The sequence below is a fragment of the Pseudomonas sp. 9Ag genome (assembly GCF_902506445.1).
Classification (GTDB): domain Bacteria; phylum Pseudomonadota; class Gammaproteobacteria; order Pseudomonadales; family Pseudomonadaceae; genus Stutzerimonas; species Stutzerimonas stutzeri_AB.
The window spans coordinates 2,359,282-2,382,505 of sequence record NZ_LR733836.1 but is presented as its reverse complement, the minus strand read 5'-3'; the positions used below and the strand labels follow the sequence as shown (position 1 = coordinate 2,382,505).

Sequence of the window (23,224 nt, the reverse complement as noted above, 5' to 3'; positions counted from 1 at the left end):
CTACGCTGGAGATGAACGTCTCCAGGAAACCCCCATGTATAAAGACCTCAAATTCCCCGTCCTTATTGTTCATCGCGACATCAAAGCCGATACGGTTGCTGGTGAGCGAGTGCGTGAAATAGCGGCCGAGCTTGAGCGGGACGGCTTTCATATTCTTCCCACCGGCAGCGCCGCAGAAGGCCGAATTGTGGCCTCCACCCATCACGGGTTGGCTTGCATCCTGGTTGCTGCAGAAGGCGCGGGCGAGAATCAGCGGCTATTGCAGGATGTGGTGGGCCTGATACGGGTTGCCCGGCGGCGCGCACCTCAACTGCCGATTTTTGCGCTTGGCGAGCAGATCACCATCGAGAATGCGCCGGCCGAGGCCATGGCGGATCTGAATGAGCTGCGGGGGTTGCTCTATCTGTTTGAAGACACCGTGCCGTTCCTGGCGCGGCAGGTCGCTCGGGCGGCCCGAAGCTATCTGGACAGTCTGTTGCCACCTTTCTTTCGGGCGCTGGTGCAGCATACAGGTGATTCGAATTACTCCTGGCACACACCAGGCCATGGTGGGGGCGTCGCCTTTCGCAAAAGCCCGGTCGGACAGGCGTTTCACCAGTTCTTTGGCGAAAACACGTTGCGCTCTGATCTGTCCGTATCAGTGCCTGAACTCGGTTCGCTGCTCGACCACACGGGGCCGCTGGCGGCGGCCGAGGCTCGAGCGGCGCGCAATTTCGGCGCAGACCACACGTTCTTCGTCATCAATGGAACCTCGACCGCCAACAAGATCGTTTGGCATTCGATGGTGGCGCGGGACGACCTGGTCCTGGTTGATCGCAACTGCCATAAGTCGATACTGCATTCGATCATCATGACCGGTGCAATTCCGCTATACCTAACGCCGTCACGCAATGAACTCGGCATCATTGGCCCGATTCCGCTCGAAGAGTTCTCACCAGAATCGATTCAGGCCAAGATCGACGCCAACCCGCTTACCCGTGGTCGTTCGCCCAGGGTGAGGCTGGCGGTCGTAACCAACTCGACCTACGACGGCCTTTGCTACAACGCCAACCTGATCAAACGGACCCTCGGCAACAGCGTTGATGTTCTGCATTTTGACGAGGCCTGGTATGCCTACGCCGCGTTCCATGAGTTTTACGACGGGCGCTACGGGATGGACACCCGCGAGCAAGGCCCACTGGTATTCACCACTCACTCGACGCACAAGGTGCTTGCGGCATTCAGTCAGGCATCAATGATTCATGTACTCGACAGTGAGCAGCGTCAGCTGGATCGTGATCGCTTCAACGAGGCCTTCATGATGCACATCTCCACATCCCCGCAGTACGGCATCCTTGCCTCGCTCGATGTCGCCTCGGCGATGATGGAAGGGCCCGCGGGGCGCTCCCTCATTCAAGAAACTTTCGATGAAGCGCTGAGCTTTCGCCGCGCGTTGGCTAACCTCAGGCAGCATCTGGCGCCCGAGGACTGGTGGTTCAGTATCTGGCAGCCAGGCGAGGCGGATGGAGCGGACGAGCTGGTCACCAGCGACTGGTTGTTGCAGCCAGAAGCGGATTGGCATGGTTTTGGGGATGTCGCCGATGATTACGTGCTGCTTGATCCCATCAAGGTCACCTTGGTGACTCCAGGACTTACCGCTGATGGCAAACTAAGCGAGCGAGGCATTCCGGCGGCTGTGGTCAGCAAGTTTCTCTGGGAGCGGGGACTGGTCGTGGAGAAAACCGGTCTGTACTCCATCCTGGTGCTGTTTTCGATGGGTATCACTAAGGGTAAGTGGAGCACACTGCTGACCGAACTACTTGAATTCAAGCGGCATTACGACGACAACGTTCCGTTATGCGATGCGCTTCCAACCGTAGCTCGGGCAGGAGGCAGTCGATACCTCGGTATGGGGCTCAGAGACCTGTGCGACTCGCTCCACGATTGCTACCGCAACAACGCTACAGCAAGGGCCATGAGGCGAATGTATACCGCTCTGCCTGCATTGGCGATGAAGCCTGCCGATGCCTACGACAAGTTGGTGCGGGGCGAGGTTGAGGCCGTTCCCATTACTGAATTAGAAGGCCGTATCGCTGCAGTCATGCTGGTGCCGTACCCGCCAGGAATCCCCCTGATCATGCCGGGTGAACGCTTCACCCCGGAAACGCGCTCGATGCTTGATTACCTGGCCTTCGCTCAGCGGTTCGCCACGCAGTTTCCAGGCTTCGATGCTGATGTGCATGGGCTGCAGCACGAGGAGCACCCTGGTGGGTACACCGTCGACTGCATCCTCGAGGGATAGCGCACCAGTAAGCTTAATCCGGCCGGTATTACGGCTTGTCAAAGAAGATCATGTGCGAGGGCGTGGGCTGCTTCACATCGTCCCGCATCGACTTTCAGTTCGCTGTTGTTATAGTTGTTCGGCTGAGTACAGTCCTCTTTCTATGGGGCTGTCGAACCCGTTAAGGCACTGAGTGCCTCGGCTGTCGAGGATGATAGCGTGACCGACTACCAAGCCTTTCGTGTGGAGTTGAAAGACAAGATCGCCCATGTGGCGATTAATCGACCTGACAAGGTCAACGCCATGAATGCCGCATTCTGGAGCGAGATTGTCGACATATTCCAATGGATCGACGATACGGATGACATTCGAGTGGTGGTGCTGTCGGGCGAGGGCAAGCATTTTTCTGCCGGCATCGACCTTCAATTGTTGGCGCAGGCGGCGAGCCAGATGGGCAGCGATGTCGGTCGCAATGCCGAGCGCCTTCGTCGCCAGATTCTCAAGCTTCAGAGTTCGTTCAACGCGGTGGATAGCTGCCGCAAGCCGGTCATTGCGGCGATCCAGGGATATTGTATCGGTGGTGCGATCGATCTGATTGCCGCCTGTGATATGCGTTACAGCACGCTGGACGCACAATTTTCGATCAAAGAGATTGATATGGGCATGGCGGCGGATGTTGGCACGCTGCAGCGTCTGCCGCGAATCATTGGCGACGGCATGATGCGTGAGCTTGCATACACCGGACGTACCGTTGACGGCCAGGAAGCGAAGTCCATTGGCCTGGTCAATCGAACTTACCCTGACCAGCCATCACTTATGGCTGGTGTGTTTGCTATGGCTGCAGATATCGCCAGTAAGTCGCCAGTGGCCATTCGCGGCACCAAGGAGATGATTCGTTACATGCGCGACCACCGTGTCGATGACGGTCTCGAATACATCGCCACCTGGAACGCGGCGATGCTTCAGTCGGCGGACCTGAAAGTGGCGATGGCTGCCCATATGAGCAAGCAGAAACCGGATTTCGCTGACTGATGCATCATTCAAACGTTGCGCGGGAGGCGCGCTAGGCATGGTTACCGGAGCTACTTCACTCAGCCTGGTTCGCGATGAGCTGTTCGCTACCATGGAGGAAGCCGAGCAGAGCCTCGAGCATTTCATCATCGACAGGAACAACGGCAGCCTGTTGCAACAGGCTGTCGAGAATCTCAAGCAGGTTCGCGGCACCCTGCGGCTCATCGAGCTTACCGGTGCCGAACTGCTCGCACAGGAAATACTTCAGCTGGCGACAGACATCCCTGTAGGCGCTGGGGAGGATCGGGACACTCAGCTCGCGTCGCTGAGCAACGCGCTTTATGTCCTCGGGCGTTATCTGGAAAGCGTCGACGCCAGTCGACAGGAAATGCCCGAACTGCTGCTGCCGCCGATCAATGCATTGCGGTTGGTCAGTGGGCAGTCGCCACTTCCCGAGAGTTTCTTCTTTAGCGTTCGTCTCGACCATGCGCGTCCGCCGATTGCGGCCGCGGTGCGCCAGCCAACTACGCGTGCGGCCGAAGCGCGGCGGTTGCGCCAAATGTATCAGGTTGGCCTGCTCGGCTTCATTCGGGAAGATAATGCTTCGGCAAGTCTAAAGCTGATGGCGCGAGCGCTGGGTCGCTTGGATCTGCTGTTCGCCAACACAGCGGGTGGTCGCCTGTGTTGGTTAGGGAGCGCAGCGGTGGAGGCCCAATTGGATGGACAGTTGTTGCCTCGCCAATCACGTAAGCACTTATTCTCCAGGCTTGACCGAGAACTTCGGCAGCTCAGCAGTCATGATGCCTATGAACCGCCACGGGTGCTGCTCAAGGAACTGCTTTATCTCGTTGCGTTGGCCGAAAGCAGTGGGCCATTAGCAAGTGAGGTCCGTGAAACGTTTTCGCTTGGTTCGTTACCCTTCACCGATCATCTTCTTGAGGACGAGTCTCAGCGTCTGGCCGGCCCGGGGCAGGCCGTAATGCGCTCGTTGTCCTCGGCGATCCGCGAAGAGCTGGCAAGTCTCAAAGACTTGCTCGACCTGATCGAACGCCAGACCGCCCCGGCTGAGTCTTATCCGAACCTGCACAGCCTGCTCGGCAAGCTGGCAAAGACATTGGGGATGGTGGGCTTGTCCTCCGCATCGAGCACCCTCCATGCTCAGCTGTCAGTGGTTTCCGGCTGGAGCGTTGAGCAGATGCCCGAGCCCCAGGCGTTGCTGAAACTGGCTGATGCGGTGCTCTACGTCGAGAGCATGGTTGCTAGCCTGGAGCGCGGCGAGCGTTATGATTCGCGGCCTCAGATAGCGCAGCCGGGCCAAGAGGCTGAAGCCTTTGCCAACCATCAGCTCACCGAAGCCTGTATTGTCGTTATTGGCGAGGCGACTGCCGGCCTGGCCTTGGCCAAGCGAGCCATCACAGCCTATCTGGAATCCAATGGTGAGAAATTGCATTTGGCCAACGTCCCTTTCAGCTTGATGGCTGTTCGTGGAGGGCTGCGTTTTCTAGAGCAAGATCGCGCCGCAGACTTGATTGGCGCGTGTGCGGACTTCATTCAAAAACAGATGCTTGAGGGCGTGCAGATGCCACCAGAGCAAATGCTAGAAACCCTAGCCGATGCGCTGACCAGCCTCGAGTATTACCTCGACGGCGGTGCGATATTGCGGCGTGATGACTCACGCATCAGCGTATTGGATCTCGCAACCGAAAGTGTCCGCGCACTGGGTCTTCCGGTGGCCGCCTGATGAGTTTACGGTGGCAGCCGGCGCTGCTCGATCCGGCAGCCGGAGGCGGATGGGCGGTCGTGCATTGCCAACAGGGGTTCCTCTGTGACGCGAATGGCGTTCTGTTTCCCAGGGATTGGTTAAAGCGCCTCGAGTTGCCGTTGCTCAGCGAGCAGGGCCTGGGTTATTTCGATGGTGATCAGGTATTTCTCATGGAGTTGGCGCACCCTGTCGAAGTGCCGGGCTCGGGCTGGCAGGGGCTGCGTCAATTCATGATGCAGGATGACAATACCGAAAGGTTTCGTATGCTCGGTTTCGCTGCGCAGATTGGCACCTGGGCAAACCATCATCGCTTCTGCGGCAGCTGCGGCAACCCGATGCGCCAGCATGCTACCGAGCGTGCAATGCAGTGTGAGAGTTGCGGCATTCATCACTATCCTCGTATCTCGCCAAGCATGATCGTCTTGGTGACCCGTGGCGACGAGCTGCTCCTCGCCCGCTCACCGCGCTTTGCTCCTGGCGTATACAGCACTCTTGCAGGGTTCGTTGAGCCCGGAGAGTCAGTCGAGCAGTGCGTCAGGCGGGAAGTACACGAGGAGGTTGGTGTATCGATTGCTGAGCCCAGGTATATCTGCAGTCAGGGTTGGCCGTTTCCGCACTCGTTGATGCTCGGCTTTCACGCCGAGTACGCAGCGGGAGAGATAGTGATGCAGCCTGAAGAGATTGAGGATGCGGGCTGGTTTTCCATCAATGACCTGCCTGCGTTGCCGGCTCCAAAATCCATCGCCCGTTATTTGATTGACCTCTATCTCGCTCGGCGTTTAGGCCGCCCCGAACCAGTGCTGCCAAGCTAGCCGCAGACTCAGGATAAGCACTACCGAGATAAAGATCGGCCGAATGAATTTCGACCCACCCTGAATTGCCGTGCGCGCCCCCAGGTACGCGCCGACCATCAGCGCCAGCCCCATACCGATCCCCAGCCCCCAGGCGACCTGCCCGCCAGCAATGAACACGGCAAGTGCAACACCATTGCTGACAAAATTCATGCTGCGAGCCACTCCGCTGGCTTTTAGCAAGTCGAGCGGGTAGAGCAGCATGTTGCTGACGGTCCAGAAAGCTCCTGTGCCGGGGCCTGTTATACCGTCATAGAAGCCTAGTGTCAGGCCTTGTGGCCACTGTCTGCGTACGTCTACTGGCAAGGCGTCCGTTCGAGGTGTGGTCGGTACCCGCCCGAAAAGCAGATACAGGCCGCAGGCAAATACCACCAAAGGCAGCACCTGATTGAGCCAGCGGGCTGGGATCATGTGGGCCAATCCCGCGCCTAGCGCCGCCCCGATGGCGGTTGCCAAAAGCGCGGAGCGCCATTGCCGTGGATGGAACAGTTTCCTGCGATAGAAGGTGAAGCTCGCTGTAGCCGAGCCAAAGGTTGCGCACAGTTTATTGGTGCCTAGCACCAGATGCGGCGGCAAGCCCGCCGTAAGCAGCGCAGGCAGTGTCAGCAAACCACCCCCACCGGCGATGGCATCGATAAAGCCGGCAAGAAAGGCGACGGCCATGAGGGCGGCCAATACCATTGGGTCCGTCGCAAGCTCAAACATCAGCATGTTGAACACTCATAACAAAATCGGCAAAGAGGGTAAGGCATCATGCCGGCTGTGCTTCCTGGGCGCCAACAACAAGTCGCCCAGAAGGTTGCGGTATCGATCGCTTAGGCAGATGGCCAACAGCAGAATGTCGACTCGTCTCCAGTGTTCCGTTCTGGCGCTGGCTGCTCCGATTGCCCGTATCGATAATGCCCTCTCGGATTTCGGTGGGAATGTCGATCAATGCAATATGTCGGGCTTGCAGTGGTTGTTGCGTTGCTCGCAATCGTCACTGTCCTTGTTGCGGTGCGGATGCTCGCAGGTGGGCAATGGTTGCTGGGCTGGCTACGCGGCACTCTAGGGATGCTGGTACTTTCGCTGGCCGGCCTGGTGGGGCTAGTCGCCTGGGATGTCACCACCTACCAGTCGCTAGGGCACAGCTCGCCGCTGGTTTCGCTGACCTTCCAGGCCGATGGTCAGCAGCGCTATCAGGTGAAGGTGCAAGAGGGACAAACTACTCGCTTCGTCACGCTGGAAGGTGATCTCTGGCAGCTCGACGTGCGAGCGCTTCACTGGAAAGGGCTGGCCGCGCTCATTGGATTGGAGCCAGGCTATCGGCTGGAACGGCTCTCTGGCCGCTACCTCGCGGTAGAGCAACAAGATCAGGCGCGCCATCCTTACGTACAGCTGGGGAGCAGCTGGGCTGGGGTGGATTTCTGGGCGTGGTTGAATCAGTGCCAGTGCGCTCCGCTGATGCTTGAGGCGCAATTGCGCAGGGTTAGCTATCTGCCGATGGTAGATGGCGCCGTCTTTACGGTCGAAATGGCGCCAACCGGCCTGTTAGTGAAACCGGCCAGCGTAGCAGCAGAGCAGGCAATGAAGGGCTGGTAGCGGTGGAATGTTGCACAGAAGAAAGGGAACCCGAAGGTTCCCTTTTTCACGTCGGCGCAAATCAGGCGAGGTAGCCGCCGTCCACGTTGAGCGACAAGCCAGTGGTGTAGCTCGATGCGTCGCTGGCGAGATAAAGCACAGCGCCCGCCATTTCGCTTGGGTCAGCGACACGGTGCAGCGGAATGTGACGTAGCGCTTCTTCGCGAATCGAATCGTTCTTGACCAGAGCCGAGGCGAACTTGGTATCGGTGAGACCCGGAAGCAAGGCGTTGCAACGGATGCCCTGTGGCGCGCACTCTTTGGCGAAGGCTTTGGTCATGTTGATCACCGCTGCCTTGGTGATGGAATAGATGCCCTGGAAGTTGCCCGGGGTGACGCCATTGATTGATGCCACGTTAATAATGCTTCCGCCGCCATGCTCACGCATCAACTTGCCGGCCTCGACTGACATGAAGAAATAGCCGCGGATATTCACGTCAACAGTCTTCTGGAAGGCCGATACGTCCGTGTCGAGGATGTGGCAGAACTGCGGGTTGGTAGCCGCGTTGTTAACCAGGATATCCAGCCGACCGAACTGCTCGCGGATTTGAGCGAATACGGTCTGAATCTGTTCGAGCTCACCAATATGGCAAGCGACTGCAGTAGCCTTTCCGCCGTCAGCATTGATGGCATCAGCAACCGCTTGGCAGCCTTCGATCTTGCGGCTGGAAACGATAACGTGGGCCCCTTGCTGCGCCAGCAGTTTGGCGATGGCTTCGCCGATGCCGCGGCTGGCGCCAGATACGAATGCAATTTTGCCGTCCAGGTCGAACAGGGTGGTCTTGCTCATGGAGTCGATTTCCTCTTGGTGAGCTGTGTTACAGCTTCGAGTTGTTAATAACCTGCAGGCTCACTTGCTCGAGCAGGGCGTTCATTTGTACGAATTTTGCGAATCGCTTGTCCTGGGTCTGACCGTGGAAAAAGCGGTAGTAAATTTGTTGCACGATGGCCGCCAGGCGGAACAGGCCATAGGTGTAGTAATAATCGAAGTTGTCGATGCGAATACCGGCACGCTCAGCGTAGTAATCTACAAACTGCTGGCGAGTCAGCATGCCGGGCGCATTGCTAGGCTGTTTGCGAATCAGCTGCATCGGCGGCGGGTCCGTTGCTTCGATCCAGTAAGCCAGCGTATTGCCGAGATCCATGAGCGGATCGCCCAGGGTTGTCATCTCCCAATCGAGGACGCCAATGATTTCCATCGGGTTATCTGGACTGAGGATTACATTATCGAAGCGGTAGTCGTTGTGGATGATGCCAGGCTTGGGGTGATCGGCTGGCATCTTGTCCCGCAGCCAAGCCTTGACCGGCTCCCAACCGGGCGCGTCAGCCGTGATTGCGCGCTCATACCGATCGATCCAGCCATTTATCTGCCGCTGGACGTAACCTTCTGGCTTGCCTAGGTCGCCTAGACCGCATGCGTTGTAGTCGACGTTGTGCAGGTCGACAAACTTATCGATGAAACTCTTGCACAGCGCGGTGGTTTGCTCCGCCGTGAAACCCAGCTCGGCGGGCATGTCCTCGCGAAGAATGATGCCCTTGACCCGCTCCATGACATAGAACTCTGCACCGATAACCGCCTCGTCGGTGCAGTAGGCGTAGGCCTTCGGACAGTACGGAAAGCCAGCGTTTAGCTGGTTGAGAATTCGGTATTCGCGGCCCATATCGTGTGCCGACTTGGCTTTGTGCCCAAAGGGAGGGCGGCGGAGTACGAATTCCTGCTTTGGATATTCCAGCAGATAGGTCAGGTTGGACGCGCCGCCTGGGAACTGTGAAATAGTCGGCATCCCTTCCAGCCCTGGAATTTGGGCTTTCAGGTACTGGTCGATGGCCTCGGTGGGCAGTTCTTCGCCGTCGCGTATGCGGCTGGTCTGATCGGTAAGCGCCATGCTTTTCCCTTTTCTGTGATCGATGCCTCAATGACCAGTTTCGGCTGCCGTCTAACCTCGGCGCCACTGACCATCCGACACCTCTAATCTAATGCGCCCATCTGGCATCACCAAGGGAAGTCGGCCGTTATTGGCCGGGGTGTTGCCGCGTAATCAAGGTGCCTGATGCGCGGAAAATACTAAAAAAAGCGCATAAAAAAGCCGAAGTCGCGAGACTTCGGCTTTTTTCATTCCGGCAGATCAGGCCGGAAACAGTTCGCTCAGCTTCAGCGCGAGCATCATGTCACCCTCGGCGCGCAGCTTGCCTGCCATGAAGGCCTGCATACCGTCGGTTTCACCACTGATGACGCCCTGCATGGTTTCACTATCCATGATCAGCGTAACGTTGGCGTCGGCTGATTCGCCCTTGTGAAAATCACAGGTGCCGTCTTTTACGACCAGGTAGTAGTTTTCGGCATCGGTGATGTTGAACTGGAAAACCAGATCCAGACCGGCAGCAGCGCTGGGATTGAATTTGGCCTTCATGCCCTGGATGGTTTCGTCGACATTGCTCATCGGATATGACCCTTTATTGTCGTGGGAAAAGCGTGCGGCTTGAGCCGCCGGTGGCAGGAGCTTATCTATAGGTGACGAGCTCCGGATTCTTAAGCAGTTCCAGGTGTGCGTGACTATTAAACGAAGCCAGTGCTACATCCTGATCCCGGTACTTCAAGCGGCTGAGCGACGTGTTGACGATCTGCCAGTTCAGTTCGAATGCCTTGATGGGCGATACGCCGATGATCAATTGCAGCAGCGCCGTGATCGTGCCGCCAGATGTGAAGACAGCGATGTTATCCTTCTTGTCTGCCTGTTCGAGTAGACGGCTCAATCCAGCCCGTACGGCGTTTACGAAACTCTGCCAGCTTTCAAGGCCCTGTTTTTCGTGGTCGCCTGAAACCCATCGCTGGATGACATATTTGAAAAGTCGTTGGAACTCGGCGCGATGATTGGCCGCATTGGCAAAGACCTGCATGGCACCCGGTTCGGCGGCCAGTAGATCGTCCATGTGGGCACGAATCACCTCATCGGCGCGAAACTCATTGAAGGCTGCGTCAATCTCCAAAGGTGGTAGCTGGCTTTCGACACGAGAACTCATCTGTTGGAGCGTCGCGCGAGCTGTATCTTGCTGTCGGTTCAACTCCCCGCTTACGCAGCGGTCGAAGCGAATGCCCATTTGGTCTAGATAGTCCCCCAGCGCTGCAGATTGCTGGAATCCGAGCGGGGACAAAACATCATAGTTTTCTGCGCCGAACGACGCCTGGCCATGTCTGATCAGGTAGATACTGCCCATGCGCTGCTCCGGGACTCAGTTTTCGCGAGCGTAGGGGGATCGTCCTAGAGTGTCAACGATAAATCATACGTTCGTTTGAATCTGCTTCTGCTGGCTCACGCGACGTCCTAATCGGTATGCTTGAGCGATTTTCGCCACTCAGGTTTCTGTTGGCGGTCGTGGTTAATGAGGAGGGTCTGTGGAATTTCTTGCTGACTATGCAAGCTTTCTGGCGAAGACAGTAACGCTGGTAGCCGCCGTGCTGGTGGTGCTGATTGCGCTTGCCTCGCTGCGTCGTGGCCGGTCCAAGCAGTCGGGTGGCCATCTGGAGGTACACAAGCTCAACGATTTCTACAAGTCGATGCGCGAGCGCCTCGAGCAATCGATCATAGAAAAGGATCAGCTGAAACTACAGCGCAAGCAGGAGGCGAAGGCTGCCAAGCTGGCCAAGAAACATCCAGAAAGTCGTTCGCGAGTCTTCGTGCTCGATTTTGATGGGGATATAAAAGCATCGGCGGTCGAGAGTCTTCGTCACGAAATTACCGCTCTACTGACCATGGCCACTCCGCAGGATGAAGTCGTCTTGCGCCTTGAAAGCGGCGGGGGGATGGTCCACGGTTACGGTCTTGCAGCGTCACAGCTGGTGCGTATCCGTGATGCCGGCGTGCCACTGACGGTGTGTGTCGATAAGGTGGCTGCCAGTGGTGGCTACATGATGGCCTGTATAGGTCAGAAGATTCTCAGCGCACCTTTTGCAATTCTTGGCTCCATCGGCGTCGTTGCGCAATTGCCCAATCTCCATCGGTTGTTGAAGAAGCATGACGTCGATGTCGAAGTGCTGACTGCAGGTGAGTTCAAGCGGACCCTGACCATATTCGGTGAAAACACTGAAAAAGGCCGGGAGAAATTCCAGGATGATCTTGAAACGACACATGAGCTGTTCAAGAACTTCGTTGCGCGGTATCGCCAGCAGCTGAGTATCGATGATGTCGCTACCGGCGAGGTATGGCTCGGAATTGCGGCGCTCGGCAAGCAACTGGTTGATGAGTTGCAGACCAGCGATGAATACCTGGCTTCCCGCGCACGTGAGGCAGACCTGTTTCAGCTGCATTATGCAGAGAAGAAAAGTCTGCCTGAGCGATTCGGCATGGCTGCAAACGCCGCCATTGAGCACGGTGTACTGAAAGGCTGGACCCGTCTCAATGAACAGCGTTTCTGGCAATAAGGGGTTTGATGGTGGCTCATTTCAAAGCACTGCAAACCAACGAAACCGACGGGCGTTTCGAGACACGCCTGATCGAGCGGGACACCAATGATTTGCCGGCTGGAGAGGTGCTGATACGCGTCAGCTTCTCTTCGCTGATCTACAATGACGCCCTGTCAGCGAGTGGCAACCGCGGCGTCACCCGCAATTTTCCACATACGCCGGGTATCGATGCGGCTGGGACTGTCGCCGAGTCAAGCGTCAGCGACTTTGCCGTCGGTGATGAAGTCATCGTCACCGGTTATGACCTCGGGATGAACACGTCGGGCGGTTTCGGCCAATACATTCGCGTGCCAGCTGCGTGGGTGATCAAGCGTCCGGTCGGGCTGTCTCTGCGTGAGGCCATGGCTCTCGGAACGGCCGGCCTGACCGCTGCACTATGCATAGACCAGCTTGAACAGGCAGGTCTCGACCGACTGATTCGCCGATCCTGGTAACAGGCGCGACCGGGGGTGTCGGCAGCATTGCGATAGCCCTGTTGTCCAAGCTTGGATACAGGGTGGCCGCAGTGACGGGCAAGGCTGAGCAAGGCGACTTCCTTCGCAAGCTTGGCGCTACGGAAATCGTTGAGCGTAGCGCGCTGCAGGCCAGTACCGAGAAGCCATTGCTCAAAGAACAATGGGCGGGAGCGGTCGATACGGTGGGCGGCGACATATTGTTCAACGCAGTGAAGTCACTGCGACGTGGCGGAAGCGTCGCCTGTTGCGGCCTGACCGCCGGAACGAATTTTCAGGCCAGCGTGCTGCCATTCATCCTGCGTGGGGTGAATCTGTTAGGGGTTGATTCGGTTGAAATCCCACTGGTTGTGAAGGCTTCCATGTGGGACAAGCTTTCCGTGCAATGGAAGCTTTCTAATCTTGATGACTTGGTGCAGGAGATCTCGCTGGATCAGTTGCCTGAAGCGATTGAACGAACCCTAGCAGGACAACAGACTGGAAGGATATTGATTCGACTCGACTGATGGCGGCTGCTCTGACGCCATTAGCGTTTTGCTTGTTGAGCATAGTCAAAAACGATTTATCAGCCTTTATCGATTGAGCGAAGCTAACGCTACTTCAACATAGCAGGAGCCGCTCATGAAAATACTGGCCGAGATAATCAAGGCAGCGTTCGGTAAGCATCCGATCGTTGCCGCGGAGCGGATAGAGCATCCGAACTTCTGGATGTACCAGTAATAAAAAACCCGCCGAGAGGCGGGTTTTTTTATAGCGCAGCGTTGGCCTCAGTCTTGTCTGCGACGAAACAGCGGAAGGGGTTCGTCTGCGGCAGACTGGTAGGTGACCGAAAAGTCGTTCAACCCTTCCAGCGCATCATAAGGGTCGCGATCTGGACGCACTGCGAAGGCGTCGAAACCACAACGGCGCATGTAGAACAACTGGTCACGAAGCACATCCCCAATGGCACGTACTTCCCCTTTGTAACCGTAGCGATCACGAAGCAGGCGTGCGCTGGAGTAATGGCGGCCGTCGGTGAACGCCGGGAAGTTGAGCGCGATGACCTGAAAGTTATCCAGCTCTTCGGCGATCTCTTCTACGGCCTCGTCGGAGTCGAGCCAGATGCCAAGACCGCCATCACGAGCTTTCAGGGCATGAGCATGATCGAGCCATAGCTGGAAGGGTACGATCAGATCGTCGCAGTTGGACAGGCCGTCAAGGGTCACGTCTTTAGGCAGCAGGTGCCAGGTCTCATCAATGACCTGACCGTCCTTAATGATTCGCTGCATAGACACGCTCCTTGAAGGGGTCGATACCGATTCGGCGGAAAGTATCGAGAAACTGTTCATCTTCTGTACGGTGCTCCACATAGACGCCGATGACCTTCTCGATCACATCTGGCATGACATCCTGGGCAAACGAAGGGCCGAGTATCTGGCCGAGGCTCGCGTTACGGCCGGAACTGCCGCCGAGTGAGACCTGATAGAACTCGGCGCCTTTCTTGTCCACGCCCAGGATGCCGATGTGGCCTACATGGTGGTGACCACAGGCATTCATGCAGCCCGAAATATTCAGGTCGACATCCCCGATATCGAACAGGTAATCCATGTCATCGAAGCGGCGCTGGATCGCTTCGGCAATCGGGATCGATTTGGCATTGGCCAGGGAGCAAAAATCGCCGCCCGGGCAGCAAATGATGTCTGTCAGCAAGCCGATGTTCGGCGTGGCGACACCCAGTTCCCGCAGCTCATGCCACAATTCGAACAGACGTGACTGCTCGACATCGGCCAGGATCATGTTCTGTTCGTGTGAATTGCGTACTTCGCCAAAGCTGTATCGGTCCGCCAGATCGGCAATGGTGTCGAGCTGCTTGTCCGTCACATCACCCGGGGCTACGCCAGTGCTTTTCAGGGACAGCGTCACGGCTGCATAGCCGGGCTTTTTGTGAGCAACGACATTCCGTTCCCGCCAGCGAGCGAAGCCTGGATGCTCCGCGTCAAGCTGCGCGAGTGCAGCGCTCTGGTCATCCAGAGGCTTGTAAGCGGGATCGACGAAGAACTTGCTGACCCGGTCGACTTCGGCCTCGGTCAATGTATTTGCGCCGTCTTTCAAATAGGACCATTCAGCCTCGACACGTTCGGCGAACACTTGCGGGGTAAGCGCTTTGACAAGGATCTTAATCCGCGCCTTGAACTTGTTGTCACGACGGCCATAGCGGTTATATACGCGCAGGATCGCATCGAGATAGGTCAGCAGGTGCTGCCATGGCAGGAACTCATTGATGAAGCTTCCTATGATCGGCGTACGGCCAAGGCCGCCGCCGACAGACACGCGGAAGCCCAGCTCGCCGGCGTCGTTGTTTACCGCTTCGAGACCAATGTCGTGCACTTCGATAGCAGCACGGTCGTTCACGGCGCCGTTGACGGCGATCTTGAACTTGCGCGGCAGGAATGCGAATTCCGGGTGGAAGGTCGACCACTGACGAATGATTTCGCACCAGGGCCGTGGGTCGATGAGCTCGTCCTTGGCAACGCCAGCGAACTGGTCGGTGGTGGTGTTACGAATGCAGTTGCCGCTGGTCTGGATGGCATGCATCTGAACAGTTGCGAGTTCGCCAAGGATATCGGGTACGTCTTCCAGTTCCGGCCAGTTGAGCTGAACGTTGGTCCGGGTGCTGATATGGGCATAACCCTTGTCGTACTTGCGAGTGATGTCGGCCAGCTTGCGGATCTGAGTAGACGACAACAGCCCATAGGGCACAGCAATACGCAGCATCGGCGCATAGCGCTGGATGTACAGACCGTTTTGCAGGCGAAGAGGCAACAGTTCTGCGTCAGTTAGTTCACCGGCGAGATAGCGGCGAATCTGGTCACGGAACTGACGCACGCGATCCTCGATGATGTGTTGGTCATACTGGTCGTATACGTACATAAATGTCCTGTTTTTTCAGGCTGTCTACAGCTTCTGCGCGCACGGCCGCGCACCCGTTGATGGGAGGCCGGCACGATACCAGCTAGCGTTTATGCGCAAAAGTGATGTTTGGGAATATGTTTAGAACGAAACGCTGCTTTTCAGGCATTTCAATCGCTGGCCTTGAGCGCTCCGTATGCATGGTCTTAACTGCAATCAATGCGATCCTCCACAACAAGGTATACCGCTGTGTCAGAGCATTTTAAACGCCATGATAATGACAGCCGCGCAGATGCCGCCGCGATCTTCTTTCTGATCCTGCTAGCGGTAGCAACAGCAGTGTTCTGGGTAAGTCACCAGTAGACGAGGCGGCTCCGGCTAACCGTGTCAGACGCCGACCAGATAGAGCACCAGTTTGACGACGCCGAGTATCACCAGAACGAACGCTACGGTGAAGCCGATGCCCAGAAGAATGAAATGGCTGGGTTTACCGTGGCTGAAGTCTCGTTCTCGATTTTTCCCGCTTTGCACGCCCAAAGCGCCGGCTAGCATGCTTTGAAGCATCTGCCGCAGCGTGAGCGATTTGGGTTGCCGGTCTTCACTCATATCTGTCTCCGCAAGGCTCGCTGCCTGAAGTCTAGTCAGCAATCCAGCTTCTGCAGACATCGATCCTATTACCAACTGAGCCGTTGCGTCGTCAGGCTTGTGTTTGCTTGATCTTGCCCGGACCGGCGCGTAAGGTGCGCGGCTTGGCCGCCCAGCGGTTGAACACATGAAGTGCGTGGTGCCCGGATCATGGTCCGGGTTAAATGGGAAATCAGTGCAAGCTGATGCTGCCCCCGCAACGGTAGAGTCGATTCGACTGAGCCCGATACCAGCCCGTACTTCCCAGGAACTGTCGCGGTGGGCGACGTCCTCAGAGCATGCCGTCTGCCTTTCTGGCAATAGCAGCTCTGTTGCCCACTGCATCCGGATGGAGTGGGCATGTCTTTCGCGTTTCGCTGCGTGTTTCTAGCGCTTCTGCTGCTGGCTCCAACGGTGCCGGCCAGTGCCAATCAGGTCAATGCGATCATTTCGCAGTACAGCGCTGCCGAGTTCGCTTCGGCGGCTGCCACCTTCAAGCAACGATACCCCGACCGTACCGTCAGTGCGCGCACCCCCGAACAGCTGGCTGAGCTGGACGATGCCGAGGTCGGCCAATGGCTTGCCAGCGGAACGCGTTTGCTCGTGGTCGGCGTATTCGGGCCTGAAGCGGAGCGTCTGCGCCCGCTGATCGACCAACACAGCACTGGCGAACGCTTCATCATGCACAGTGACCAGGCGCTGGTGGCGCTAAGTCGTAGCGCCGGAAACATGCTCTTTGCCAACCGGGACCAGGCGGTACGCCTCGGTGCTGAGAAACCCGGCGGCGATCTGGGTGACTGGGTGCAGGCGCTAGCGGCGGCCAATCCGATCCAGGCGCATTGGATAGAAGCGCGCAGCTATTGGCTGGCCGGTGGCAGCGAAAACATTGCGCGTTTGCTGGCCTGGTTGACGGCTCGTGACACTTCGCGCGGCAGCGCCGAGCCTGCACAGGCGAGGTCGGCGTTGCGCTTCTATCAGGACGGAGTGGTAAAGGAGCCGTCGGAACTGGCGTGGCGCGGTGAGCGAATGGTCGCGGTGATCGACCATGGGCGCGCTGACCGACGCGGAGATTCCGACCTCAACGATGCGCTGTGTCAGACCCTGCAACAACGCGACATCGCGTGCGTCAGCCTGTTTGGCAGCTGGGGCGACGGCACGCTACAGGCGCTGCGCTGGCTCAACAGCGCAGAACATCCACCGCTGGCGGCGGTCGTCGTGCTGCAGGATTTTGTCCTTGGTGGCGGCGAGGGTCGTGAAGACGCAACGGAGCTGCTGAGTCAACTCAATGTGCCCGTGCTCAAGGCCCTGCGTCTGGATGACCGAGACGAGAACGCGTGGCTGCTGTCCAGTGATGGCCTCGCTCGCGACAAGGTGCATTACCAGCTTGCGATGCCGGAATTGCAGGGCACCAGTCAGCCGATGGTGCTGGCGGCGTGGGAATCGTCCCAGATCGACCCGAACTCAGGGATTCGCTTTGGCTTCAGCCAGCCGATGCCATCCCGTGTCGAGGCGATGGCGGCGCGCCTGGCCCGCTGGCACCAATTGCAAACCAAGCCCAATGCGGACAAGCGGCTGGCGCTCATCTACTACAACCACCCACCGGGGCGGCACAACATCGGCGCAGACAACCTGGATGTACCGCAATCGCTGTTTGCCATTCTTCAGCGCTTGAAAGCCGAAGGCTACAACACCGGCACCTTGCCGGACTCGCCGGAGCACTTGCTGGAACAGCTGCAGGAGCAGGGCGTCAATCTGCCTGAACAGGGCGACGCGCTGGCTGCGATGGCGAAAAAGGCCGTTACCGTCAACACCCATAGCTACCGCCGCTGGTTCCGTACGCTGCCATCGGCAGTGCAGGCTGAAATGGTGCAGGGCCCGTTGGGATACTGGAACGCACAGATGCGCCGTGCGCTGCACGCTTCCCATCTAGACAGCGCCCGGCTGACGCTGAAGACAGGTTCCAGCGAGTTGCACCATGTGCTCGACGGTGTTGTGCATCCGGCACGCGAGCGCGCGCTGGATCTACTGGCTCAACTCGAAGCGTTCTATGAACAGGCACTCAGTCAGCCTGGGCTGGCTGATTGGGAGCAGGCCGAAAGCCTGATCCAGGCGCTGGCTGATACCGGTATCGAGGGGTTGCGTGGTTGGGGGGAGGCGCCGGGTCAGGTCATGGTGCATGCCGACCAGATGGTCCTGCCGGGGGTGCAGTTCGGCAATATTTTCATCGGGCCGCAGCCACCCCGCGGCTGGGAGGTCGATGAGGAGCTGCTGCATGCCAATCTGGTATTTCCACCGCCCCACCAATATCTGGCCTTGTATCACTGGCTGCATGACGAGTTCAGAGCGGATGCGCTGATCCACCTCGGTCGTCATTCCACCTATGAATTCTTGCCACGACGTCGAGCAGGGCTCAGCGCTGAGGACTATCCGACGCAGATCGTTGGCGACCTGCCGAGCATCTATCCCTACATTGTCGATGGGGTTGGCGAAGGGATTCAGGCCAAACGCCGCGGCCTTGCCGTCATGATCGATCACCTCACGCCGCCGCTGGTGGCTACCCCGCTATACGACGATCTTCTCAAGCTGCGCCAGTTGATCGAGAGCTTCGAGACGGGTACTGGCAGCAGCGAAGGCCCGGCGCGCCGAGCTACCATTGCCGAAATCAAGCGACTGGTCACCCGTTCCGGTCTGGAGCCAGAATTGCGCGCGTCCATGGCCGAGCCGCTGGCCGCCCGCGGAATCGATTTCGAACAGGTGGACGATGACCTGTTGGTGCATGAGGTCGGGCATTACCTGACGAATATCCAGGAGCGCTTCATGCCGCTGGGCCTGCATGTGTTCGGCAAGCCCTGGGCGTCGGAAGCCGTGGATACTTTGTTTGCATCCATGAACACTGATCAGGCGCGTTACCGACAGGCGCTGGTTGATTCGCCGGCTGCAGAAATGCAGGCGCTGATTAACGCCCTCAATGGAGGATTCGTCGCGCCAGGAAAGGGCAATGACCCGATCCGTACGCCGGAAGCGCTGCCGACTGGACGAAACTTTCACGCGCTCGACAGCAGCCTGATCCCCAGTCGCATTGGTTGGAACATTGGCCACGAGTTGGCCGAGCGCGCGCAAGAGCGTCCGATGGAGCAAGGCGGACGCGAAGCAGTCATTTTATGGGCGTCCGACACCGTGCGGGACGAAGGCGCCATGATTGCCTTCGGCCTGGCGTTGCTCGGAGTCGAACCTGTATGGAACAGCCGGGGCATCGTCGAAGGCATCAGGAGGATGCCGGCAGCGGCCGGCGAGCGGCGCGACCTGATGTTTACCACTTCCGGGCTGTTCCGCGACCTCTACGCCGACCAGCTTGCGCTGCTTGAGCGCGGTGTACTGCTTGCGCTGGATGGCGCCAGCGAAACTATCCGGCGCGACTATCCCGCTTTGCGCACCGCACTGGATGCGGCTTTGCAGCCCCTCGGGCCACTCGCCAACGCGGGCAATGAAAGCCTGCAGCTAAACCTGGTGGCGGCTAATTGGGTCAGGGATGCCGCTCGGCGGCTCGACGCCGGTGCGGACGCCGAACAGGCAGGCAGCCTTGCTGCGCTGCGGCTGTTCGGTGTTGCACCGGGCGCTTATGGCGCCGGTGTCAATACGCTTGTCGAGCGCTCCGGTAGCTGGCAGGAACGCGGTCAGCTTGCGCGTAGTTACGTCAATCGCATGGGCCATGCTTATGGTTTGAAGCATCAGGGCGAGCCCGTTCAGGCAGTGTTCGAGGAAAGCCTTAAACACGTCACCCGCACCTACCTCGGGCGGTCCAGCAACCTGTATGGACTGATGGACAACAATGATGCGTTTGATTACCTCGGCGGGCTGAGCATGGCCGTCGAGCACCTGAGTGGAAAAGCGCCAGAGAATTTCGTCAGCTGGCACAACGATCCGCGCAAGGTGCGCCTCGAGCCGTTGCAGGAGGCACTGCTGGCCGAACTGCGCGGTAGATTCCTGAATCCCGCCTGGATCAAAGCGTTGATGCAACATGACTACGCTGGCGCACGGACCATGGGCAGTGAGTTTCTGGAATATCTGTGGGGCTGGCAGGTCACCAATCCCGACATCATCACGGACAGTGCCTGGGAGGAGGTCAAGGCGGTTTATCTCGATGACAAGCACGCGCTGGGTATCGATGAATTTCTCGAGCAGGGCGCCAACGTACACGTCAAAAGCAACATGCTCGCGATTATGCTGGTAGCGATTCAGAAGGGCTTCTGGAAGGCCGACGAGGCGACCCAGCAAGCGCTGGCCGAGCAGTTCGCCGTCTTGGTCGCTGAGCATGGTTTGCCAGGAAGCGGACATACTCGGCCGGACCATCCGATGTTCGAATGGCTGATGCCCAAGCTCCCGGAAACACTGCGTGAACCTTTGCAGGCGCGGCTGGATTCGGCGCTGCGTAAAGCGCCGCAACCAAATACGCCGAGCAGCATTCGTGAGATACAGCCGGAGGCCGAGACGCCGCAGGCGGAGCCAGGTCAGGCTGAAACACAAGGTGATCGAAGCGCCAGCCAATATCTATGGCTGGCAGGGTTGATCGCTCTGCTGTTGTTGGGGCTGGGGATTTGGCGTGGACGTGGGCCACGGTCGAGAGGAGCTACATAACGTGTTCGACAATCAATTATTCAGCTGGCTGCATCTGCTGGTGGGCTGGCTTTTGCAACCGGTTACCTGGGGTCTGTTCGGGCTGTTGGCGCTGGCTATTTGCGATGCCGGAGTCGCCATGGGCGAACGGTTCGGCGGGCTGCGTCGTTGGGGTCAGCTGCCGGCAGCAGAGATCGAGCGGCGCGCGCGACGAAGGCTTGATCGAGCCGATCTGGTGGCGCGGGTAGGTCCCATGCTGGGACTGATGGGAACGCTGATCCCGCTAGGCCCTGGCTTGGCAGCTTTGGGCGATGGCAATGTCCAGATTCTCAGCGTGGCCATGCGCGTAGCCTTCGACACGACGGTGCTGGGTTTGCTGATCGGCGTGCTGGGCTTCGCATTGGGACGCTTACGCAGGCGCTGGTACGACGAGCTGCTGGACGAATTGGAAGCCCAAACAGTCAAGGAGCGCGAAGATGAGTCGGCGCTGGCGCTCTAGTCGGTTCGCGGCTGGCGACGACGACCCGCTGGGTCCGCTAGCCAACATGGTCGATGTCGTGCTGGTGTTTGCCTGCGGACTGATTGCAGCGCTGGTCGCCCAGACGGATTTGCTCCAACAACTGAATGCAGCGAAGCAGCCGGTTGCCGTCGAACGCGGACGGGAGCTGCCCAAACTGCCGGACAGCCTTGAGGGTGACGGTGGAAAAGGGCTGCAAAGCGTCGGTCAGGTTTTCCGTGATCCGGCTACCGGCAAGTTGATCCTGATCGGCGATTGAGGCGTGCTGTAGCCGCATCATTCTGGGGCCACATGCCGCCCTCAGCCCTTGAACCAGTCCCACAATCCCAGCGAGTAATTCGGCAGCAGGTTGATACCAAGTGCCGACTTCACCAGATACAGAGCGACCAGGCCTACCAGCGCTGAAAAGAACAGAAACGCAGTGATCGCGCCGGCCTTGGCCGCCAGTGACAGACTCCGCTGAGCACGGCTCAGGCTGCGCTTGTTTCGCCCGCCAACCAGTACGAAATAATACTGGTTGCTCCACAGATTGAAGGTTCCGCGCCAATCGAACTTGTGCCTGGCCCACGAGCGGGTCGCAAAAGCATTGCGTAACGCGTCCAGTTGCTGCGGAGTAAAGCTTTCTCGCAGTTCGGCAGGGAGCCGTTCCTTGAGTCCGACCACGAAGGGGTCGTGATCCAGCGTGACGTTATCGAAGGCGCTGGCGTAGCGTTCAGAGGCGTTATCGGGTTTTGATTCTGGAGCGAGCATAGCGTCAGGTTGCCGTCGAAAAGCGAGAGGAGCGATGACTCATGCAACTACCCGGCCGAAAAGCTCCGTTGCGACATCATATGCTCCAACTGCTCGACCAACTGGTTGAAGTCGGGGCGTTGGCTAGGGTCTTCCTGCATGCATTGACGCTGCAGAGTGGCAAGGTGAGAAAGCCGCTCTGGCACGCCGCTGTCATTGCAGCGCTCCAGCAATTCCTCGAGCAAACAGCCGAACGCACGGGTTTCGAGGCGCTGCAGCGCCTGGCCCTCAGGGGTGTCTGGATCGAAGAACGAGGCCGCACCGAAATCGCTGAGCAGCGTTTGGCCACGCGAATCGACCAGCAAATTGTGCGCGTAGAGGTCGCCGTGCAGGATGCCTAGTGCATGCAGATGACTGGCCGCCGAAGCGGCACCTGTCGCGATCCGCAGCAGTTGGTCTGCAGAAAACCGTCGCGCCGGTGCATAGCAGTCCCGAGTGCAGCTCGCCAACGACGGTGGACCGGCGAGCACTTGATATGACGGGTCGATGAGTGCCATCAACAAACCCGGTAGCGCATCGGCGCGCTCGGCCAGTGGCCCGGCAATGTCTATCAGGTTGGGGTGTTTGCCAGCGGCGATGCAGGCTGCCATTTCACTGTGGGGTAGCCCGTCGCTTGTCAGGCTGCCTTTGAACAGCTTGGCCGCCATGGCTTGCGCAGGCTGGCCAGGCGCCTGCCAATCAGCACGATGAACGACGCCGGACGCGCCCTGGCCAAGCACTTCTCTGAGGATGACCTGCTCGCGGTCGACCGGTGGCAGCGGGTGCTGTGCCAAGGTCTGCGCCTCCAGCGCATCGCTGAACGGGTTTCCGGCGAACGCCAGCCAGCTCAGGCGCGGCATGGACAACAGCCACTGCGGCAATGCTGGCAAGCGATTGGCTGCGATGCGCAATAATTCCAGCTGGCGGCAGTTGGCAAGCGTTTCGGGTAAGGCAGCCAGCCGATTGCCCGCGAGCATCAGCTTTTGCAGACGGCTGCAGTGGCCAATCTCGTCAGGCACCTTTTCGAGCTGGTTGTCGGTGAGAATCAGCCAGCGCAGCTTGGGAGGCAGCGCTTCGGCGGGCACGTGGCGAATGCGGCAGGCCTTGAACCCGACCATCTCCAGATTGGGACAGCTGCCGATCGAGGCGGGCAGCTCGGTGAACGGGTTGTCCGAGCAGAACAGGACGCGCAGCTTGTGCAAGCGCGACAGGTCATCAGGCAGGCTGCTGAGCTGGTTCCCGGAAAGGTTGAGCACTTCCAGACTGTCGGCCAACTCAAAAATCGCTCGGGGGAACGTCTCAAGCTGTTCGGACAGGTCCAGACGGGATGTCCCGGCGAGTTCGCCGCGTTCAAGTTGTGCCAGCGTATGCATGGGTGCTCTCGCATCCGGACG

General features: G+C 58.5%; 19 protein-coding genes, 1 pseudogene and 1 riboswitch. Of the genes and pseudogenes, 10 read left to right on the top strand and 10 right to left on the bottom strand.

What is annotated here, in order from left to right:
- The first annotated feature begins 34 nt into the window (after positions 1-34).
- The 4 genes from ALTERO38_RS10620 (at position 35) to nudC (ending at position 5,845) form a co-directional block, all read left to right on the top strand.
- The gene (locus ALTERO38_RS10620) at positions 35-2,281 is read left to right on the top strand and encodes an arginine/lysine/ornithine decarboxylase (RefSeq protein WP_159968367.1); all 2,247 of its coding nucleotides are present in this window, start codon (positions 35-37) and stop codon (positions 2,279-2,281) included.
- A 198-nt stretch (positions 2,282-2,479) separates the two neighbouring features.
- Positions 2,480-3,292 carry a crotonase/enoyl-CoA hydratase family protein gene (locus ALTERO38_RS10615; protein WP_159968366.1) on the top strand — a complete coding sequence of 271 codons (813 nt, stop codon included), beginning with the start codon at positions 2,480-2,482 and terminating at the stop codon, positions 3,290-3,292.
- 37 nt (positions 3,293-3,329) lie between these two features.
- Complete coding sequence (locus ALTERO38_RS10610; RefSeq protein ID WP_159968365.1) at positions 3,330-5,012, top strand: ferrous iron transporter B; 1,683 nt, start codon at positions 3,330-3,332, stop codon at positions 5,010-5,012.
- Positions 5,012-5,845, top strand: coding sequence for an NAD(+) diphosphatase (nudC, locus tag ALTERO38_RS10605; protein ID WP_159968364.1), 834 nt, complete (start codon positions 5,012-5,014; stop codon positions 5,843-5,845). Before ALTERO38_RS10610 ends, nudC begins: the two co-directional genes overlap by 1 nt.
- Here nudC and ALTERO38_RS10600 read toward each other — a convergent pair.
- On the bottom strand, positions 5,813-6,595 hold the full coding sequence (locus tag ALTERO38_RS10600; protein WP_159968363.1) for a TSUP family transporter: 783 nt from the start codon (positions 6,593-6,595) through the stop codon (positions 5,813-5,815). The genes nudC and ALTERO38_RS10600 overlap by 33 nt on opposite strands.
- Positions 6,596-6,817: 222 nt before the next feature.
- On the opposite strand from ALTERO38_RS10600, the gene ALTERO38_RS10595 reads away from it, so the two are divergent.
- The gene (locus ALTERO38_RS10595; RefSeq protein ID WP_159968362.1) at positions 6,818-7,465 is read left to right on the top strand and encodes a hypothetical protein; all 648 of its coding nucleotides are present in this window, start codon (positions 6,818-6,820) and stop codon (positions 7,463-7,465) included.
- A 61-nt stretch (positions 7,466-7,526) separates the two neighbouring features.
- Here the strand turns inward: ALTERO38_RS10595 and ALTERO38_RS10590 are convergent, their stop codons facing one another.
- From ALTERO38_RS10590 to ALTERO38_RS10575, 4 genes are all read right to left on the bottom strand, one after another.
- Positions 7,527-8,294: an SDR family oxidoreductase gene (locus ALTERO38_RS10590; protein ID WP_102835341.1), complete on the bottom strand. Its 768-nt coding sequence runs from the start codon at positions 8,292-8,294 to the stop codon at positions 7,527-7,529.
- A 28-nt stretch (positions 8,295-8,322) separates the two neighbouring features.
- Entirely contained in the window at positions 8,323-9,390 is a 1,068-nt protein-coding gene (locus ALTERO38_RS10585; protein ID WP_159968361.1) for a phosphotransferase family protein, read from the bottom strand.
- A gap of 240 nt (positions 9,391-9,630) precedes the next feature.
- Positions 9,631-9,945 carry an SCP2 sterol-binding domain-containing protein gene (locus ALTERO38_RS10580; protein ID WP_045427587.1) on the bottom strand — a complete coding sequence of 105 codons (315 nt, stop codon included), beginning with the start codon at positions 9,943-9,945 and terminating at the stop codon, positions 9,631-9,633.
- Between the two features lie 61 nt (positions 9,946-10,006).
- A complete protein-coding gene (locus ALTERO38_RS10575) occupies positions 10,007-10,720 on the bottom strand; it encodes a histidine phosphatase family protein (protein WP_159968360.1) in 714 nt (237 codons plus the stop codon).
- A 178-nt stretch (positions 10,721-10,898) separates the two neighbouring features.
- Between ALTERO38_RS10575 and sohB the strand changes: the two genes are divergently transcribed.
- Positions 10,899-11,924 carry a protease SohB gene (gene sohB / locus ALTERO38_RS10570; protein ID WP_148924124.1) on the top strand — a complete coding sequence of 342 codons (1,026 nt, stop codon included), beginning with the start codon at positions 10,899-10,901 and terminating at the stop codon, positions 11,922-11,924.
- 11 nt (positions 11,925-11,935) lie between these two features.
- Positions 11,936-12,924: pseudogene (locus ALTERO38_RS10565) on the top strand (YhdH/YhfP family quinone oxidoreductase).
- 261 nt (positions 12,925-13,185) lie between these two features.
- Here ALTERO38_RS10565 and ALTERO38_RS10560 read toward each other — a convergent pair.
- The 3 genes from ALTERO38_RS10560 to ALTERO38_RS10550 form a co-directional block, all read right to left on the bottom strand.
- Complete coding sequence (locus ALTERO38_RS10560) at positions 13,186-13,686, bottom strand: DUF934 domain-containing protein (protein WP_159968359.1); 501 nt, start codon at positions 13,684-13,686, stop codon at positions 13,186-13,188.
- On the bottom strand, positions 13,670-15,328 hold the full coding sequence (locus ALTERO38_RS10555) for a nitrite/sulfite reductase (RefSeq protein ID WP_159968358.1): 1,659 nt from the start codon (positions 15,326-15,328) through the stop codon (positions 13,670-13,672). Before ALTERO38_RS10555 ends, ALTERO38_RS10560 begins: the two co-directional genes overlap by 17 nt.
- A gap of 366 nt (positions 15,329-15,694) precedes the next feature.
- Complete coding sequence (locus ALTERO38_RS10550; RefSeq protein ID WP_102835334.1) at positions 15,695-15,913, bottom strand: DUF2970 domain-containing protein; 219 nt, start codon at positions 15,911-15,913, stop codon at positions 15,695-15,697.
- Between the two features lie 159 nt (positions 15,914-16,072).
- Positions 16,073-16,205: riboswitch (cobalamin riboswitch) on the top strand.
- An 86-nt stretch (positions 16,206-16,291) separates the two neighbouring features.
- Between ALTERO38_RS10550 and ALTERO38_RS10545 the strand changes: the two genes are divergently transcribed.
- Genes ALTERO38_RS10545 through ALTERO38_RS10535 form a run of 3 tightly spaced genes read left to right on the top strand, consistent with a single transcriptional unit; the run spans position 16,292 to position 21,321 of the window.
- A complete protein-coding gene (locus ALTERO38_RS10545) occupies positions 16,292-20,566 on the top strand; it encodes a cobaltochelatase subunit CobN (RefSeq protein ID WP_159968357.1) in 4,275 nt (1,424 codons plus the stop codon).
- A 1-nt stretch (position 20,567) separates the two neighbouring features.
- Positions 20,568-21,044 (top strand): MotA/TolQ/ExbB proton channel family protein, encoded by a 477-nt coding sequence (locus ALTERO38_RS10540; RefSeq protein ID WP_218581726.1) that lies wholly within the window; start codon positions 20,568-20,570, stop codon positions 21,042-21,044.
- Entirely contained in the window at positions 21,022-21,321 is a 300-nt protein-coding gene (locus ALTERO38_RS10535; protein ID WP_148924129.1) for a DUF2149 domain-containing protein, read from the top strand. Before ALTERO38_RS10540 ends, ALTERO38_RS10535 begins: the two co-directional genes overlap by 23 nt.
- Positions 21,322-21,362: 41 nt before the next feature.
- Here ALTERO38_RS10535 and ALTERO38_RS10530 read toward each other — a convergent pair whose 3' ends face one another.
- Positions 21,363-21,812: a 3-phosphoshikimate 1-carboxyvinyltransferase gene (locus ALTERO38_RS10530; RefSeq protein WP_159968356.1), complete on the bottom strand. Its 450-nt coding sequence runs from the start codon at positions 21,810-21,812 to the stop codon at positions 21,363-21,365.
- 47 nt (positions 21,813-21,859) lie between these two features.
- Positions 21,860-23,203, bottom strand: a complete 1,344-nt coding sequence (locus tag ALTERO38_RS10525) for a leucine-rich repeat-containing protein kinase family protein (protein ID WP_159968355.1) — start codon at positions 23,201-23,203, stop codon at positions 21,860-21,862.
- Positions 23,204-23,224 lie beyond the last annotated feature (21 nt).

Bases quoted from the DNA above. Each gene is read 5' to 3' on its own strand.
- ALTERO38_RS10620 (WP_159968367.1), top strand. From the start codon at position 35: ATGTATAAAGACCTCAAATTCCCCGTCCTTATTGTTCATCGCGACATC.
- ALTERO38_RS10610 (WP_159968365.1), top strand. From the start codon at position 3,330: ATGGTTACCGGAGCTACTTCACTCAGCCTGGTTCGCGATGAGCTGTTC.
- nudC (WP_159968364.1), top strand. From the start codon at position 5,012: ATGAGTTTACGGTGGCAGCCGGCGCTGCTCGATCCGGCAGCCGGAGGC.
- ALTERO38_RS10600 (WP_159968363.1), bottom strand. From the start codon at position 6,595: ATGCTGATGTTTGAGCTTGCGACGGACCCAATGGTATTGGCCGCCCTC.
- ALTERO38_RS10595 (WP_159968362.1), top strand. From the start codon at position 6,818: ATGCAATATGTCGGGCTTGCAGTGGTTGTTGCGTTGCTCGCAATCGTC.
- ALTERO38_RS10590 (WP_102835341.1), bottom strand. From the start codon at position 8,294: ATGAGCAAGACCACCCTGTTCGACCTGGACGGCAAAATTGCATTCGTA.
- ALTERO38_RS10585 (WP_159968361.1), bottom strand. From the start codon at position 9,390: ATGGCGCTTACCGATCAGACCAGCCGCATACGCGACGGCGAAGAACTG.
- ALTERO38_RS10580 (WP_045427587.1), bottom strand. From the start codon at position 9,945: ATGAGCAATGTCGACGAAACCATCCAGGGCATGAAGGCCAAATTCAAT.
- ALTERO38_RS10575 (WP_159968360.1), bottom strand. From the start codon at position 10,720: ATGGGCAGTATCTACCTGATCAGACATGGCCAGGCGTCGTTCGGCGCA.
- ALTERO38_RS10560 (WP_159968359.1), bottom strand. From the start codon at position 13,686: ATGCAGCGAATCATTAAGGACGGTCAGGTCATTGATGAGACCTGGCAC.
- ALTERO38_RS10555 (WP_159968358.1), bottom strand. From the start codon at position 15,328: ATGTACGTATACGACCAGTATGACCAACACATCATCGAGGATCGCGTG.
- ALTERO38_RS10550 (WP_102835334.1), bottom strand. From the start codon at position 15,913: ATGAGTGAAGACCGGCAACCCAAATCGCTCACGCTGCGGCAGATGCTT.
- ALTERO38_RS10545 (WP_159968357.1), top strand. From the start codon at position 16,292: ATGTCTTTCGCGTTTCGCTGCGTGTTTCTAGCGCTTCTGCTGCTGGCT.
- ALTERO38_RS10535 (WP_148924129.1), top strand. From the start codon at position 21,022: ATGAGTCGGCGCTGGCGCTCTAGTCGGTTCGCGGCTGGCGACGACGAC.
- ALTERO38_RS10530 (WP_159968356.1), bottom strand. From the start codon at position 21,812: ATGCTCGCTCCAGAATCAAAACCCGATAACGCCTCTGAACGCTACGCC.
- ALTERO38_RS10525 (WP_159968355.1), bottom strand. From the start codon at position 23,203: ATGCATACGCTGGCACAACTTGAACGCGGCGAACTCGCCGGGACATCC.